General features: G+C 54.5%; 24 protein-coding genes. All 24 read right to left on the reverse strand.

Going from position 1 to position 13,431, the window contains the following annotated elements; translation table 11 throughout:
• Positions 1-21 precede the first annotated feature (21 nt).
• On the reverse strand, positions 22-180 hold the full coding sequence (locus V3330_RS17315) for a VOC family protein (RefSeq protein WP_354696705.1): 159 nt from the start codon (positions 178-180) through the stop codon (positions 22-24).
• Positions 181-260: 80 nt separating this feature from the next.
• The gene (locus V3330_RS17320) at positions 261-689 is read right to left on the reverse strand and encodes a gamma-glutamylcyclotransferase family protein (protein WP_354696706.1); all 429 of its coding nucleotides are present in this window, start codon (positions 687-689) and stop codon (positions 261-263) included.
• Positions 690-808: 119 nt separating this feature from the next.
• On the reverse strand, positions 809-1,306 hold the full coding sequence (locus V3330_RS17325; RefSeq protein ID WP_354696707.1) for a cytochrome c: 498 nt from the start codon (positions 1,304-1,306) through the stop codon (positions 809-811).
• A 123-nt stretch (positions 1,307-1,429) separates the two neighbouring features.
• Positions 1,430-1,999, reverse strand: coding sequence for a VOC family protein (locus tag V3330_RS17330; protein ID WP_354696708.1), 570 nt, complete (start codon positions 1,997-1,999; stop codon positions 1,430-1,432).
• 30 nt (positions 2,000-2,029) lie between these two features.
• Positions 2,030-3,274, reverse strand: coding sequence for an acetamidase/formamidase family protein (locus V3330_RS17335; RefSeq protein WP_354696709.1), 1,245 nt, complete (start codon positions 3,272-3,274; stop codon positions 2,030-2,032).
• A gap of 230 nt (positions 3,275-3,504) precedes the next feature.
• On the reverse strand, positions 3,505-3,681 hold the full coding sequence (locus tag V3330_RS17340; RefSeq protein ID WP_354696710.1) for a hypothetical protein: 177 nt from the start codon (positions 3,679-3,681) through the stop codon (positions 3,505-3,507).
• A 116-nt stretch (positions 3,682-3,797) separates the two neighbouring features.
• Positions 3,798-4,265: an isochorismatase gene (locus V3330_RS17345; RefSeq protein ID WP_354696711.1), complete on the reverse strand. Its 468-nt coding sequence runs from the start codon at positions 4,263-4,265 to the stop codon at positions 3,798-3,800.
• A 75-nt stretch (positions 4,266-4,340) separates the two neighbouring features.
• Positions 4,341-4,598, reverse strand: a complete 258-nt coding sequence (locus tag V3330_RS17350; protein ID WP_354696712.1) for a hypothetical protein — start codon at positions 4,596-4,598, stop codon at positions 4,341-4,343.
• A 16-nt stretch (positions 4,599-4,614) separates the two neighbouring features.
• Positions 4,615-5,208 (reverse strand): YdeI/OmpD-associated family protein, encoded by a 594-nt coding sequence (locus V3330_RS17355; RefSeq protein WP_354696713.1) that lies wholly within the window; start codon positions 5,206-5,208, stop codon positions 4,615-4,617.
• 109 nt (positions 5,209-5,317) lie between these two features.
• Positions 5,318-6,103, reverse strand: a complete 786-nt coding sequence (locus V3330_RS17360; protein ID WP_354696714.1) for a type 1 glutamine amidotransferase domain-containing protein — start codon at positions 6,101-6,103, stop codon at positions 5,318-5,320.
• Positions 6,104-6,220: 117 nt separating this feature from the next.
• Positions 6,221-6,592 (reverse strand): hypothetical protein, encoded by a 372-nt coding sequence (locus V3330_RS17365; protein WP_354696715.1) that lies wholly within the window; start codon positions 6,590-6,592, stop codon positions 6,221-6,223.
• Positions 6,593-6,703: 111 nt separating this feature from the next.
• The gene (locus V3330_RS17370) at positions 6,704-7,195 is read right to left on the reverse strand and encodes an SgcJ/EcaC family oxidoreductase (RefSeq protein WP_354696731.1); all 492 of its coding nucleotides are present in this window, start codon (positions 7,193-7,195) and stop codon (positions 6,704-6,706) included.
• Between the two features lie 115 nt (positions 7,196-7,310).
• On the reverse strand, positions 7,311-7,892 hold the full coding sequence (locus V3330_RS17375) for a YrdB family protein (RefSeq protein WP_354696716.1): 582 nt from the start codon (positions 7,890-7,892) through the stop codon (positions 7,311-7,313).
• Positions 7,893-7,934: 42 nt separating this feature from the next.
• The gene (locus tag V3330_RS17380) at positions 7,935-8,318 is read right to left on the reverse strand and encodes a DoxX family protein (protein WP_354696717.1); all 384 of its coding nucleotides are present in this window, start codon (positions 8,316-8,318) and stop codon (positions 7,935-7,937) included.
• Between the two features lie 99 nt (positions 8,319-8,417).
• Positions 8,418-8,954 carry a DUF7010 family protein gene (locus V3330_RS17385; RefSeq protein WP_354696718.1) on the reverse strand — a complete coding sequence of 179 codons (537 nt, stop codon included), beginning with the start codon at positions 8,952-8,954 and terminating at the stop codon, positions 8,418-8,420.
• A 200-nt stretch (positions 8,955-9,154) separates the two neighbouring features.
• Positions 9,155-9,661, reverse strand: a complete 507-nt coding sequence (locus V3330_RS17390) for a hypothetical protein (RefSeq protein WP_354696719.1) — start codon at positions 9,659-9,661, stop codon at positions 9,155-9,157.
• 262 nt (positions 9,662-9,923) lie between these two features.
• On the reverse strand, positions 9,924-10,475 hold the full coding sequence (locus V3330_RS17395; RefSeq protein WP_354696720.1) for a hypothetical protein: 552 nt from the start codon (positions 10,473-10,475) through the stop codon (positions 9,924-9,926).
• 108 nt (positions 10,476-10,583) lie between these two features.
• Positions 10,584-10,976, reverse strand: coding sequence for a hypothetical protein (locus tag V3330_RS17400; RefSeq protein ID WP_354696721.1), 393 nt, complete (start codon positions 10,974-10,976; stop codon positions 10,584-10,586).
• Positions 10,977-11,072: 96 nt separating this feature from the next.
• Entirely contained in the window at positions 11,073-11,756 is a 684-nt protein-coding gene (locus V3330_RS17405; RefSeq protein WP_354696722.1) for a CPBP family intramembrane glutamic endopeptidase, read from the reverse strand.
• Between the two features lie 73 nt (positions 11,757-11,829).
• Positions 11,830-12,090, reverse strand: coding sequence for a helix-turn-helix domain-containing protein (locus V3330_RS17410; RefSeq protein WP_354696723.1), 261 nt, complete (start codon positions 12,088-12,090; stop codon positions 11,830-11,832).
• A 1-nt stretch (position 12,091) separates the two neighbouring features.
• Positions 12,092-12,373: a type II toxin-antitoxin system mRNA interferase toxin, RelE/StbE family gene (locus tag V3330_RS17415; protein WP_354696724.1), complete on the reverse strand. Its 282-nt coding sequence runs from the start codon at positions 12,371-12,373 to the stop codon at positions 12,092-12,094.
• An 89-nt stretch (positions 12,374-12,462) separates the two neighbouring features.
• A complete protein-coding gene (locus V3330_RS17420; RefSeq protein ID WP_354696725.1) occupies positions 12,463-12,735 on the reverse strand; it encodes a hypothetical protein in 273 nt (90 codons plus the stop codon).
• A gap of 96 nt (positions 12,736-12,831) precedes the next feature.
• Complete coding sequence (locus tag V3330_RS17425) at positions 12,832-13,125, reverse strand: type II toxin-antitoxin system RelE/ParE family toxin (protein WP_354696726.1); 294 nt, start codon at positions 13,123-13,125, stop codon at positions 12,832-12,834.
• A complete protein-coding gene (locus V3330_RS17430; RefSeq protein ID WP_354696727.1) occupies positions 13,113-13,298 on the reverse strand; it encodes a hypothetical protein in 186 nt (61 codons plus the stop codon). Before V3330_RS17430 ends, V3330_RS17425 begins: the two co-directional genes overlap by 13 nt.
• Positions 13,299-13,431 lie beyond the last annotated feature (133 nt).

The raw sequence follows: 13,431 nt of genomic DNA on the forward strand, positions 1-13,431 counted from the left end.
TGGATTTCCTCGCCCCGGCGATCAGCCATAGCTGAACGCGTCGAGTTTGTTGCCATCGGGATCCCGAAAGCAGGCGGCGTAAAAGCCTTCGTCGGTGCCGCCCATTTCCGCCAACAGGGCATCGTAAATTGCCGCGACGAGGGGAAGGTCATTGGTGCCGGGAATGACGTATCCAATCATCAGTTTCTCCTTCCGGTTTCGCTGTGGTCTTCCGGAGTGGGTGGCTTTTCGGATACCTGGTGCGGACAAATTCCTGAATTTCAGCGCAGGTACTTTTCAATCTGGCGGAGGTACGATTCCGGCAAGCCCAACCGGTTCGCCAGGACCATCAGATCTGTCGCATACCGTGCATTCGTCCCCGTCAGCCTGCTCGCGGGGAGGTTGTAGCACACCGCCGGCTCGCGCCTGCCATCGGGCAAAGTGACGAAAATCGATTCCGGAGCGTAGTCGGCAACACTGTCCTGCGAGTACAGGTCCGCCAAATCATCGGCTGGAACCTGCATCAAGACACCGTAAGCCCGATTTCCCTCATCCGGCACCAGGGTCGCCCGCTCCCCGATGCGCAAGCCATAGTTCTCGAGGTAGCCGACAACCGCACTGGATGGGCGGATACCCCTGGACGCCAGAACGGCCTCATCCATGAAGAGACCGTAAAAAAACACCGACGTTTTTTCAGTCTGCAGGTGCATGCTTTTTCATCCCACTGCCAGGGAACCGCCGCGCGGCCGAACTGGTGCTTCAATCGTCGCGGCGGGGTGGACAGGGGCCATGTGTGCGAATGCACACGATAAACCGAACCGACGTGGCGCTAGTGAGCGTGGTCTTCCGGCGCTGCGGGAGCAAACCCCGGAAACCTCGATTTGGCATAGGTGGAGTGGCACCGCGCGCAGCTTTCCATCAAGCGTGCGTATTGGAAAGCCACCCCTTCGGCATCATGGGCCGCCGCGGCCCGCCCCAGCTTTTCCGCCCGGCGGTGAAAATCCGCGTCGAGTTGCTTGAAACCATCCGGCAGCACCTGTTCCAGTTCTTGTGCCTGGGCGGCAGTCAGCTTCTGCGCCATGATGTAACTGGCGTGCATTTTGCTGCTGGTTGCTTGAATGGAAGCCCAATCCGCGTTCGCCAGAGACACGGGAATACCCTGCATACCGGCGGACAGTTCGCGCATTTCGGCCCTGAGCAGATCCGATACCTCCGGCGACAGCGCGATGTCCTGGTTCGGGACATCGGGCTCGGCCGCGTCGATGTGCACGAAACTCGTGGTCAGGCAGGCAACCGCCACCAGTGTTGCAAGCATTATTCTGGCCATGGTGTGTTTTCCTCGGTTTCAGAGAGACTTTCTGTATATACCGGCCCCGGATACGAAATACGAACTCCTATCAATTAATCGCCAGTTTCTCCGGTTCAGAAGACCGGTCATGCGCGGTGGAATTCAGACCATGCCATGGGCCGCGGGAATGGGGGATGTCTGCCCTTCCGGGCGGGCCTTCAACTCGGCTTCGCTGGCTCCGGCGCGGTAGCTCGCCAGGAGCGCTTCGGGATCTACTTCGACCCCGACCGGATTGTCTGCGAACACATCGCTGCGCATGAAGTCGAAGGCGGCCTGGGAATTACAGGTTTCAACCTGTAGCTCGATGCGGTTGCCATCGGGATCCTGGTAGTAAAACGACAGTGTGAAGCCGTGGTGAACGGGCCAGTAGGGGCTGAACCCCTTGTCCCTGAGCCGGGCGTAGGTCTCGAGCAGGTCACCCGCTGAAGCGTAGGTGAAGGCGATGTGGTTGACGCCAATCTCGCCGGCGCCGGAATCCGCAGGCTCACCGGGCTTCAGCACATCGAGGTTGGCGATGGCGAACCGGTGGCTTTCATCATCGAAGGCCAGGAAGGCGAGGGCGGGATCCCCATGCACGACGTGCGCATCGAATACGTCGATGTACCAGGCTTTCATGGCCTCGAAGCGACGTGTCATGAACGCGATATGGGACAGGCTGGGGGTTCTTGTCATGGTTATGGTCCTTTCAATTTGGTCTTGTCTTTACTTCCGCCCGACAAAAATATCCAGTGGAAGCACCGCGGTCACACCGACGTTCGGAACATCGACCAGTTGACCGATCCGGAAATCCACCGCAATGCTCGCGATCATATATGCCTGCGTCCGGTCGTATCCGTATTCCGAGACGATGTAGTCGATCATTGCTGCCAGCGCATTTCGTGCGGCGAGATTGATGTCGGCTGACAGGTTGCTCAAGCCCGCGATCTTCGGGGAGTCCAGGTAGGCGAGGTCGGCTGGCACGCTGTCTTTTTCTTTGAGCGGAAAACCGGTCACGGCATAGAATCGCTCCGAGGGGATCCTCAACACCGATGCCGGGCCCGAATAGTGCGGGCCGCGCGACAGATCCGGAGGATCCTCCACAACGCGGGCGGTGACCGTCATTTTTCCGCCCATTTCGATGGCCGTGCCCGCCACCTCGCCGTCGCCCTGCGCGTAGTGGAAGTCGCCCACGGCGAGCCCGCAGCCGTCGATGTAACACGGTAGATACACGGTGGTGCCCGTGGTGATGTAACGGATGTCCATATTGCCGCCGTGTTCCCGTGGCGGGATGGTTCGCAGGCACTCCGACGGTTTTGTACCCTCCACTCCGCACAATTCCGCCGGCTCCGCCTCGACCGGGTCGGGGTTCATCACGGCGCCGCCTGATTCCAGCAGTTGCGTCTCTCGCGCCAGCACGTCTTGGAGCAATTGTTCTCCAGGCAGTGTCGTCACCACGCCGGGGAAACTCGCATTCGGAATTCGCACCCCCGGCAGTGCATCACTGACCGCATACTCGGCATTGATTCGCCAGACGATAAAACGCTCATCCCTGCCATACTGATCGCCGGCGAAGCCGAAGGGACCAGCTTCGGTCCAGCCCACGTCGTCCGGTTCGAGCGCTTCGATGGTGACTGCCAACACATCTCCCGCTTCGGCGCCCTGGATGAATACCGGCCCGGTGAGCGCGTGGACGATGCCTGCTCCCTCGCGCGGCATGGCATTGACGCTGGAGCTCTTGTCCGGGTCGAGGGTCAGATCGAAAGCATCGCGGCCGATGAACACAATGCGCTCACCGGGTTTGGCCGTGGCCACCATCGGGATTTCGGGATGAAGGCGGTTGATGCACGCCGGATCCTCGGCGCAGCCAACGCTGCGATCGCCGACCGTGATTTGGGCGACCGCGTCCCCCACCTGGCCCAAAATCAAGAGTAGCGCGATGGCAAGACTGTTGGAAAGGCCAAAATTCATACGTGCTCTCCTGTCGTGAGGCGAGAAATCAACTCGCCAATGGCTCTGGACCTTCCACGCAGCGTAGCACACGCCAATCGCCCGTTTCGGGCCGTAGCTGGGCTTCCCTTGATCCATTGAGTTCCTGCCAAAATTGAATCAAGGGCCGTATGTTCTGGTGGCCGCCGCGAACAACTCATCATGCAGCTCAGATTGCGGCATGACCTCTGCGACGTTTGCGACGGCGCGTACTATCCAATCCGATGATTTTTCCAGGTCACCAGCGCACCGAACATCAGAGCGACTCCGAAGCCCAATGCAAAGTCGGTAATGTTCTTTCCGACGGCAATCCCCGTAAGGGTTGGAGCCAGCGCCAGGAACATCGCTGCGCATGCCGCTCCCAGAAACCATCTGCTCTTTGTGCTCATGACATGTCCTCCCCGGAATTCCTCGCCGGAAGTTTGAATTGACCGGAACCTGCGGACGGGGCGCCGGTATCGACTGATCCATTATGCTGCAGAAGGCTCCAGAAATTCTGGTTGGGTTACACATCACCATTCAATCTTGCGCCCAGGTAAGCTTCCAAATCAGGCGATTCATGTTGCCTGAGCACGTGACCGACCCAGGCATCTCGTTCGTGTCCGATCAGAAACAGGTCCCAGGCACAAGCGGTCAATCCTGACGGAGTCTTGTACTCCAGTTCAGAAGGCTGGGCAGACGGAGACACATACACATGGTGGTGCAGTTCATTTTCGTCAGCCCACCAATCTACAAAAACAAAGTTTCCGGTTTTGCCCTGGTGTATTCCGACGAATCCAACGCCATAATGATGGGTCTGAGATGCGTTTTCCCGGATTCGGGCTGAGGCAACTTCACGTGCCGCATGCACCAGGGATGGTGCCAGTGGGTCATCGGTATAGGTGATCCCATAAACCTTGAGTTTCCATTCGTCGATATCCCACAACTCAAGGAATCGAATGGCCCGGGTACGGTAAGCTTCAGAAAGTTTCATATTCCAGCCAGAAGGTCAGGTGGCGGGTCGGCCATCCGCAGCCACCGTTTGTCGGGCGGTGCTCCCGTCGCCTGGTCAAGGCTGCACCAACCCGGGGTAAAAGACGTTAAGCACGTGTACTTCATACGTGAATGTCCTCGCCGTCATCGAGGGGTCCCATTCAGGGTCGGTCCTGATCTCTACCGCGAACAACTGCTCCGCCGTCTCGGCGGTCGCAACGTTGGCCCGCTGGTCGGTATTTTCCAGTGTGCATGAAGCCAGCAAAAGCGTACTGACCACGGCGATGAAATTGAACTGGAACCGGGATACGTACAAGGTCCTTTCCCTTTTCATGGCGCTGCCCCTGGGCTTACGACTTGCGGAGCTGCTTGATTCGAAGGCTCTGGGCCGAGTCGTCAATGAGGGTTGCCAACCGGCGTTTCCTGGTGTCCTCGCGCTTTGCGCCCATGACCCACCTCGCCGCCTGGCGCCTGTAGCCAGGTGGCTGTTGTTCGTAGAACGCCCAGGCAACGGACCTGGCCTTGAACTGCCCAATCATCTCGGGTGTGAGGTCTGCGGCCAGATTTGCCGTGCGGTATCCGCTGTCCGGATGAGCGTTCCTGTGCTCAAAGGCTGCCAGTCCTTCGGGCTTCATCCGGCCTTCCATCGTCAATTGTTCGACGAGGTCGATGTTTCGCTGGCTCCACACACTTTTGGGTTTACGGGGCGTGAAGCGGATGACATAGCTCTCGTCGTCCAGCGACTTTCGAATACCGTCGATCCATCCGTAGCAAAGCGCTTCGCTGACGGTGTCTTCCCAGGTCACTGATGGCCTACCTGTGTGTTTCTTGAAGTAGCCCACCCAGACGTGGACGGCGGTGGCATGGTGCTTGTCCAGCCAGGCACGGAAGTCGGCCGGTTCGGGGAAGAATAGTGCGGATTCCGGGGCGGTTGGTCGGTTCATGGATTATTCATCGGAAAACTTGCCGCTATCGTAGAAATGACGAACGTGATACTCGCCGGCATAGTCCTCTGCCGGGCCTCCAGTGGCAATTCCGGCCCCAGGCCCGGAATCATGGATCTCGCCGCTCAAGCAACCGCACCATTTCCTCAGCAACTAACGCTGCCGACGGCAAAAACATCGTTGAAACAATGCGTTTGTCGACGACGACCGCGTGCTTGTCGGCCAATGTTTCCTTATTTTCGACCTGTGCCCCGTTCTTACGGAGTTGATCTTCAACCAGAAAGGGCAGCAGGCTGCCTTGCTTGGCCCAGGATTTGGAATGTTCCGTCGAATTTGGGAAGCCGGCCACACGCTTGCCTTTCACCATATAGCCCCCTTTCTTCAGCTTCGCATTGGCAAAGCCGCCCGGGCCATGCCCGCTGCCGCCCACGACACCACCTTGCTCGTAAACCTCCCCGATCAGGCTCATCAGCTCTTCGTTTGATGCAACGTCGAACAGTGTGCCGTAGCCACCACCGACATACACGGCAAGATATTGGGAGACATCGATTTGACCGGGTTTCAGCGTATTTTCGGTCTTGCCTGAAAAGTTCTCATACTTGATGGCATAGCTGCTTATGCCCAAAGGGTCCATCATGAACTCGACGCGGCCACCTTGAGGTGACAAGAAATCAACCTCGTAACCGTGCATTACGAAGATATGGTAGGGCGGTGCATACTCCCAGAGGTTGTTGCGGGCATCGTGCTTCTCAGGATCGCCCATATCGAGCACATTCGATGCGACAAAAAGCACCTTGCCTTTTGCCGCAGCAAATGCGGGAGCCGGCATAAGTGCTGATGCAACCACCCAGCAAGCAAGCGCCAACGCATATGATTTCTTCGCAATAGGCTTCACGTTCGATGATTTCCTGTCTCTGGTACCCAACACCAAGTTAAGTCGCGTAGTCGTTGCGGTGGCAATATTGCGTGGCAATTTTGATGGCAGGTAGCTACGTCCGCCTTCAAATTCATGTCAGGTTGTCTCTCTGTCAGGCTTCATATGTATGAAGTATACGGTCGTTGAAACACCTGCCACGAATAACAAGAAGAACACCAAAGCCGCAAATACCGGGGCTACTACCGTTACCCCGCGAGATTCAAGCAGTAATGTCAGTTGCGCATTGCTCTCTGCGAAATAGATGCTCATCGCGATCACTGAAAGGGACGCGAGCAAATATAAAATGGTAACCAGCCATCGCATCAATCTGGATAAAAGGTTTCTACCGACGAACACAGCGACAATTGTGGCAAATGTAATTGTGAGCCAAGTTTCAAACTGGGTGACCATAGCTTCTTCATTAACTCGAATAAGCTCAAGGGCTTCGGCAATCGTTAATGCATCCATTCGTCCACCTAATGTACGAAGCAAGCGGCGCCGTTTACGACGTCCATCTTGAATGGTTTGTTATACGGCATAGCAAGGGCAAGATTTCTTGCTGGGTCAACGTTCATCAGGCTACAAACTTCCTTTTTCCTTGGCCTGCGAGATGAGATGGCTGGTGATTACCCAGCGCCCATTGCGTTTTTCAAGTACTCGCAGGTGATTGATGTGCCTGTCGCGCATTGTTTGACCGGAATCCGTCTGCTGTCCTGAGCGAACCAGTTGGCTCCTGACCGTTGCAACCTCAGGCGTGATAAAGGTTACATCCTGATAGCTATTACCCGCAGATTCCCCGGCCATTACGAAGTCAAGGCCAAAAATAACTTCCAAGCCTTTTTGCAATTCTCCGCGGCTTTGGAATCGGTCCCCAAAAGCATTTGTCCAGTCCGTGTCTTCTGCATAATCGGCAACCGCTAAAGCAGCATCCTTCGTCCTCCAACCTTTATTCCAGGACTCGAGAGTTCCCAGTACAGCTTCGCGTTCCCCCTCCGGCACGAGCTCTTCTGCGGAAATCGCAAAATCGCTTGATGCTGCTAGCGCAAAAAAAACGATAATGGTTTTCCACATCACGCTTGCCTCCCGAATGATGTTTCGAAGTGTGGTGCCATATAACGGCTCTAAGCTAAGCCACGAGCCAAAGACGAGTCGGCTTGAGCGACTTGTTTGGCAGGGCACCCATGCTCTATTTCGAGGCGGCCAAGAGCCAGCCAATGCGACGGTAAGAAAAACAGTAATGGATTGCAACAGCCCCTCCTACCGAAATCCCGATAGCGCTCTGGCCGGCCATGAAAAAACCGGCCACCCCACTTGCAAAGACGACGGCTTCAATGATCAACCGACCGACTCCACCAATCGAAATCAAGGCGCGTCCATTCGAGCTTGGGTCGTTGGGAACACGAAAGATGCCCCAAATTGCCAGAGCTACCACGGGCAATCCGACTGCCATCAACGGCCGCGGCCAGCCAAAAGCGACGTGCCAGCCGCCCATGGCCAAACCCGTGAGTGCTGCGATTTCAAGCAGAAAACGAAGTAGAAGATTGGCCGGGTTCATCGGTGGTGCGTTTTGCGTCATCGTGGCGCCCAGGGACGTAAGCTGACAGACGGGTTTGGCGCTGCCTGCCGTTGGAATCAAGCAGGGCAGGCTTTCAGCGCTGGTGCGGCTTTCGGCTTTATCGAAAGAAGCGCCAGCGATGCGCCGTCGCCCGTGCCGTTTACGGTGCCCACCTTTTGTGATTTGCCAGGCGCTGCGTGCACCTATGATCACTCAAAACCGAAACACCAGAATCAACGAATGATCTGTAGTCGCTCATGTCGACTTTTCCTGATTTTGGCGATATATACGAATTCCATACCAAATCTGAATGAAAACGTATGCGATAGCTGGCAACGATGTCAGGGGTGATCCGATACTGACGTGAGAATACACAGCTCCCAATGCCAACGCTGTCAAAATCGCGCTGGCCCAGGGTGCCAGAGAGCGAACGAAAAGCACGAGTGCACAAGCAAACTGCACAATAGAAACCAGATAGAGGAATCCCGGCGAATAATCGAAGCGCTCCGAAAACAAGCCCGAATTAGCCTCAATGATCGCGTAGACAGGCGCCCCTATGACATACGATAGCGTGAGGAACCAGCCAGCAATGACCTGCCATTTTTCTGTACTCGAGTTTCGAGCTTGGTGACTCACCATTCACTGCGCCTGACGCCTGAGCTCAGGGGCGTTTGATGCGGACGCGTTTTCTCGGCAGCAAAAAATGTGGCCGGGTCAAGCGACCGTTGCAGTGCCTTATCAGGTTGCATTCGGTTTAGCCGAAAAAATCGCGATGCCGTAGACGTATTCAATAAACGCCCCAGTGTATGCGCCAGAAACTACTGGCGCCTCAAATACGACCAACGGTACGGCTGACGCTGCCAGCGTCGCGCCAAAGGCCCAGTAGATCTTCATTCCGTAAAGCGTCGCGAATGTGAAGTATCGGCCACCTATAAACAGCAGCATTGCTGGAAAAAACCACTCAACCTTATAGAGAGCGGCAGCAATGGCTACGGGTATAGAGAGCATCATCCAAAACGTGCCCTCGATCGCGAGCGGAGCTAAGGGATTGCTCTTGCTATGTTTTCCGGGCCGTCCGATGATTTTGCAGAGTAGTATGGACGCTGGAAAAATCAACATGCCACCGAGTATCAGCGTCACGATCCCCGCCGTTGCGCTTATGAAAGTCGCCACAAACGCAGCGATAAGCCAGGCTGTAGCCGAGGTGACCGCTCCAGTAGCACCATTGAAGTACGCAAACCGCATGTCGCGCTGAGCATCGGAAATCGAAATCATGTCATGCAACCTAACGCCTAAGTTCAGGCGCACTTGAGGCGGACGAGCCTTTTGCGACAGCAAAAGAAACGGCCGGGTCGAGTGTCTGCTGCAACGCCTTGTTAGGCGGATGAGTCGTTTGGGGCTTCATGGGAGCATTTTCTCGCAAACTGCGGATGCCCGCTTTCGGCTTCAAATAGACAGGCATGACCAGAATCAGACTATCGCTCTATGCCCAGGAGACCATCGATAAACAATTGAAAATCTGAATTGAAGATAAACCGCTCACTCTCCCACGCCCAGCGCATTTGTCGAGCTCTTCTCTCAGCATCATCAACGCTCTCGGTGCCACGAGCTCTTCCTGCATGCATCGAAACTTCCTGTACTACAGCATCATAGAGAGCCTGGTCCAGTGTTCCGTTTAGATACTGACGATGGACGTTTGACCATATGTGAAACAACGCACGAAACATCGCGAGTATCTGGACTTTCTGTTCTGGTGGCGCATCGTCAGGATTCTCAGCGTTGGCGACCAATGCCAAAGTAAGCTCGGGACTGGATGCAATAACAAGGTTCAACTCCCGAAAGGAGTCCTTAATAGCAGCATTGGTCGCCGAACGCGTCGCAGTAGAATTCTGCCTCACCTCGATACCGACAAATATCAGAGAGGCAACGAGTGCGAAAATGCCAACAATCTGTACCCAGTCATTCAGCTTTTCAGTGTCCATGCTGTTCGTCCCCGCAAATCACATGGTTTGAGTGTACTGGAACCATCGATCCACAATGTCCACTTGGTGGGCGAACGCAACTGCTCCCGTGCCGAAATTGTGTTTTCCACCTAACGCCTGAGTTCAGCGGCGCCGTTTAAGGCGTCCGCCTTTAAGGATTTGTTAGCTCTCAGTAGGCTAACTTGGAGCAGTTTAATCGTAGATGTAAGAGCTGCGGACAATCTGAGTCACACGATGGTCGAAGAACCATACTTCATATAGCTCAACCACCGATCGAATACGCGAAGCCTCGCCATAAGACCTGGCCCAACATAACAAGAATTACAACAACCTGAAAAGATGGGGATTTCAAACGAATCGCAATGAGCGCAAGGACGGCAATAGCGATTTGTGAGGCAAATACCGCGGGGCGGATGCCACCATATATGAATGGTGCCAGTAGAAAAGCAAAAGAAGCGTAGGTGGCAGCTACGAGCCACCAGATCTTCTCAGCAACACCAGCGTAGTAAGCCTCAAGGTCCACATCAGTCAGCTCAGCCGGGAAGCACAACCGCGCAATGACATAGAGAACCCCAACTGGCAGAAGGAAGAGCAGAAATTCTGCAAAACTCCAAACTTCGTGGTCGCTAACATGCCAAACAGCCCACCACAATTGCAGAAGCAAGAGCAGCGTCCAGACAGCAATTAGTATCAAACGGTAGCTGACGTTTTTGTTTCTCGACCGAAAGAGCTCAGAAAAGCCCCTGAGTATCTCCGCTACCGCGAGGCCCACAATAATCGCATGGGCAACCAAAACGAATTCCATTACCGACATGACATTCTCGTGTGAGCTAACACCTGGTTAAGCTGCCAGGACGTTCTGGCGCGGAGGCTTGCCAAAGCAAGTGGAGTGGCAGGTGGCCAGGTCAGTTTCAACTTCATGTTATGCGCCACCTTCATACTCTGGATGTCTCACAATGAAGTGCAGGTACCAGATGCTGCTACACCAACCGAAAAAAATAGGCGTCAACACAAATGCCAATGCAAGAGGAAGTGAAAACTCGCCAATGGGGAGTTCTGATTCCGGATACGCATTCGCAAAGGACGCCGCCAGGGAGTGCATCGATACTGCGGCTGTATAAACGCCCATGACGGGGTTGGTTAGGAAGACTGTGTAGATCGCCGACAAGGTTACTGCTGCGGCAGACTTCAGTTTTGCACCTGCAAAGTGGCTGGCCGCAAGGTACGCAAACAAGGCCACGAGCACATTCATTGAAGTTTCTACCAGGCCCTCCTGAAGGATGTAGTAGGCTTCGAAGTATTCGTACTCACTCATGGCGCATAACGCCTGAGTTCAGCGGAGTTTGAGGCGACGCCTGCTTTTGCGGCAGCAAAAGTGGGTGGCGGGTCAAACGTCACCTGCAGCGATTTGTTATGCGCCACCTGCACCAAGCCCCGGATAGTTTCCAAAATAGATAAGCACGAAGGCCACGCTGTTAGAGACGCCATGGGCAACAATGGGTAGAGCAAGATTTTTGCGAGATGCCAAAAACAAGACACCGAGCAGAAAACCGCTGAGACCCTCCTGTACCCAGCCAGATACACCTTGCTCGGTATGCCCCCACCCAAACAAGACACTCGCGAGCACCAAGCTAACAAGCCATGCCGCCCGTGTTTCACCAAATACCTGAGCTATACGCTTCATTAGAAAACCACGAAAGCAGATCTCCTCACCAAAAGCGGCCAGTACCCACGAAAGGGCCAAGTACAGGACCAGAAGCTGGATGTTGCCCTGAATCTCACTGAGCTCGGAATAATCCGGCTCAACGCCGAAAGCCCCACTAATCAAGGGTGTCGTTACGTATACGGCGAGCAATTCCAAGAAAATGCCCGCAAACACGCCTAAGACAATGATTTTGCTTGTGCCAGCGGGCAAGACAAAGCCGATCGTGGACCAAGGCTCCTTCCGCAACCGCAACACAACCCAGATGAACGGCACAAGGAATATGGTTTGGGAAATTGGGACAAGGCCGATTGAATCCGCAATCACGATTGCCAAGAAGATCGCAATTTCCAAGAGAGGGTTTGCTTTTTTTATCATCACGCCTTCATGCACTTTTGGGCTCCAATTGTGGCGCATATCGATTGAGTTAAGCGGTGCCGTTTACGGAGTCCGCCTTAACGACTTGTTAAGCTGCATGCTCTTGCTCAGCTTCCCAGCCTGGAAACACCAACACGGCCGGATGACACTTTAAAACCCGTGCCAGGGTCTTGGCCCGCTCGACCCCCAAGTTGATTCGATCGTTTTCGATAGCCGAAATGGTTGATTGGGGAATTCCGGACAAACTCGCAACCTCATTCTGGCTCATACCCTGAAGCTCGCGGATGATTCTCACAGATTCACCCACAGAGACATTAATTTGCTTTTTCGCTTGCCTGTAGTCGCTCATTTCATTTCTTCCGATAGTCATGAGGCGTCAAATCGACGACTTCTACGAGCACCTTCTGTGCTTCGATCTTGTAAAACACGCGGTATTTCTGGCCGAGCCGCGAAGACCGATGCCCTTTCCATTGCCCTTTGAGCGCCTCGTCGCTAAATCCGCGAATGGCACGCAACCCGGCAGGGCCAGAGATCCGCACGATGTCTTTCCATTTTTCGTAGCGCTTCAGGATTTCAATTGGTAGAGATTTAAACTTCTTGGAAACACGCTTGTGTTCGAATACCTGCCACATACTGAATTTAGTATATATACCAAATTTGGTATGTGCAAGGCGCCAACTGCAGCTTAACGTTTTAGTTATGTGACAATTCGCTCATCTACTTACCATTCAGCTTGGCGGATGCGGCGATCATGCAGCACCGCCCAAATATAGGCTGAGCCTCGCACCAGATCGCTAATCTCCCCAGGACCGTCAATCGGCAACCCAACTGCAATGGCCTTCTCAAATTCAGATCTTGGAATATTCTGGTTGGCGCGATCAGGGAGGAAAATATTGCCAGCGATTTCATATGTGAAAGGCAGCCCAGAAATGGTCTCGAACTGCTCTCCTTCGTGAACCAAAATACGGTTCCAAATGGTTTCAATGTTGCACATACTTTTCTAGTAGCACCCTTGCACTGTTCACATAACGATTGAATTAACCGGCGCCTGCGTAGCAGGCGTCCGTGTTGAATGATCTGTTATGTGTCATCACAGCGAGTACCTCTCGATATCGAGCGCACCATGAAACACCCCAAGAATATCGATGTCCCCGCTGGCTTTGAGGAGATTGGCGATACGGTAATGGCCGTAGAGCAGCACGCGCACATGCCGCTCGGACGCGCGATATCGGTGGCCAATTTCAGGGTGCTGGGACAGCACCTGTGCTCGATCGTAGATGCCTCGAACCACTCGATCTGCGGCCGCAGGATTATCTTGGGCTATAAATTCGTGAATGTCCTGGAGCCAGCGCTGGGCTTCTTCTGTCCAGGCTATTGAGCCCACGACTGGATCCGGCGGCCCAATTCGTCGTTTGAGATCACTCGGCCGGCTTCGGAATCTGCCAAGCCCCGCTGCACCATGACGTGAAAAGCCAGTTCTCGCACGATCTCCTCACTGGTGCTGTCTTCTGGCTGACTTTCCAGAATCTCTTTGAGTTCGTCTTTTGCGGTAGACATGCCGAAATCACCTGAAATTCACTTGCTTGAGGATAATCGGATTCGGGTATGAACACATAACGGTTTAGTTAAGCGGCGCGTACGTAGTGCGCGTCCGGTGGAGCCAGCTTGCTGGCGGAACGAACTTAAATGC

Source organism: Elongatibacter sediminis (assembly GCF_037892215.1).
GTDB classification, from domain to species: Bacteria; Pseudomonadota; Gammaproteobacteria; order Xanthomonadales; family SZUA-36; genus Elongatibacter; species Elongatibacter sediminis.

What these genes read in the sequence shown, in the direction of transcription:
- V3330_RS17315 (WP_354696705.1), bottom strand. Translation starts at nt 180, where the DNA reads ATGATTGGATACGTCATTCCCGGCACCAATGACCTTCCCCTCGTCGCG.
- V3330_RS17320 (WP_354696706.1), bottom strand. Translation starts at nt 689, where the DNA reads ATGCACCTGCAGACTGAAAAAACGTCGGTGTTTTTTTACGGTCTCTTC.
- V3330_RS17325 (WP_354696707.1), bottom strand. Translation starts at nt 1,306, where the DNA reads ATGGCCAGAATAATGCTTGCAACACTGGTGGCGGTTGCCTGCCTGACC.
- V3330_RS17330 (WP_354696708.1), bottom strand. Translation starts at nt 1,999, where the DNA reads ATGACAAGAACCCCCAGCCTGTCCCATATCGCGTTCATGACACGTCGC.
- V3330_RS17335 (WP_354696709.1), bottom strand. Translation starts at nt 3,274, where the DNA reads ATGAATTTTGGCCTTTCCAACAGTCTTGCCATCGCGCTACTCTTGATT.
- V3330_RS17340 (WP_354696710.1), bottom strand. Translation starts at nt 3,681, where the DNA reads ATGAGCACAAAGAGCAGATGGTTTCTGGGAGCGGCATGCGCAGCGATG.
- V3330_RS17345 (WP_354696711.1), bottom strand. Translation starts at nt 4,265, where the DNA reads ATGAAACTTTCTGAAGCTTACCGTACCCGGGCCATTCGATTCCTTGAG.
- V3330_RS17350 (WP_354696712.1), bottom strand. Translation starts at nt 4,598, where the DNA reads ATGAAAAGGGAAAGGACCTTGTACGTATCCCGGTTCCAGTTCAATTTC.
- V3330_RS17355 (WP_354696713.1), bottom strand. Translation starts at nt 5,208, where the DNA reads ATGAACCGACCAACCGCCCCGGAATCCGCACTATTCTTCCCCGAACCG.
- V3330_RS17365 (WP_354696715.1), bottom strand. Translation starts at nt 6,592, where the DNA reads ATGGATGCATTAACGATTGCCGAAGCCCTTGAGCTTATTCGAGTTAAT.
- V3330_RS17370 (WP_354696731.1), bottom strand. Translation starts at nt 7,195, where the DNA reads ATGTGGAAAACCATTATCGTTTTTTTTGCGCTAGCAGCATCAAGCGAT.
- V3330_RS17380 (WP_354696717.1), bottom strand. Translation starts at nt 8,318, where the DNA reads ATGGTGAGTCACCAAGCTCGAAACTCGAGTACAGAAAAATGGCAGGTC.
- V3330_RS17385 (WP_354696718.1), bottom strand. Translation starts at nt 8,954, where the DNA reads ATGATTTCGATTTCCGATGCTCAGCGCGACATGCGGTTTGCGTACTTC.
- V3330_RS17390 (WP_354696719.1), bottom strand. Translation starts at nt 9,661, where the DNA reads ATGGACACTGAAAAGCTGAATGACTGGGTACAGATTGTTGGCATTTTC.
- V3330_RS17395 (WP_354696720.1), bottom strand. Translation starts at nt 10,475, where the DNA reads ATGTCGGTAATGGAATTCGTTTTGGTTGCCCATGCGATTATTGTGGGC.
- V3330_RS17400 (WP_354696721.1), bottom strand. Translation starts at nt 10,976, where the DNA reads ATGAGTGAGTACGAATACTTCGAAGCCTACTACATCCTTCAGGAGGGC.
- V3330_RS17410 (WP_354696723.1), bottom strand. Translation starts at nt 12,090, where the DNA reads ATGAGCGACTACAGGCAAGCGAAAAAGCAAATTAATGTCTCTGTGGGT.
- V3330_RS17415 (WP_354696724.1), bottom strand. Translation starts at nt 12,373, where the DNA reads ATGTGGCAGGTATTCGAACACAAGCGTGTTTCCAAGAAGTTTAAATCT.
- V3330_RS17420 (WP_354696725.1), bottom strand. Translation starts at nt 12,735, where the DNA reads ATGTGCAACATTGAAACCATTTGGAACCGTATTTTGGTTCACGAAGGA.
- V3330_RS17430 (WP_354696727.1), bottom strand. Translation starts at nt 13,298, where the DNA reads ATGTCTACCGCAAAAGACGAACTCAAAGAGATTCTGGAAAGTCAGCCA.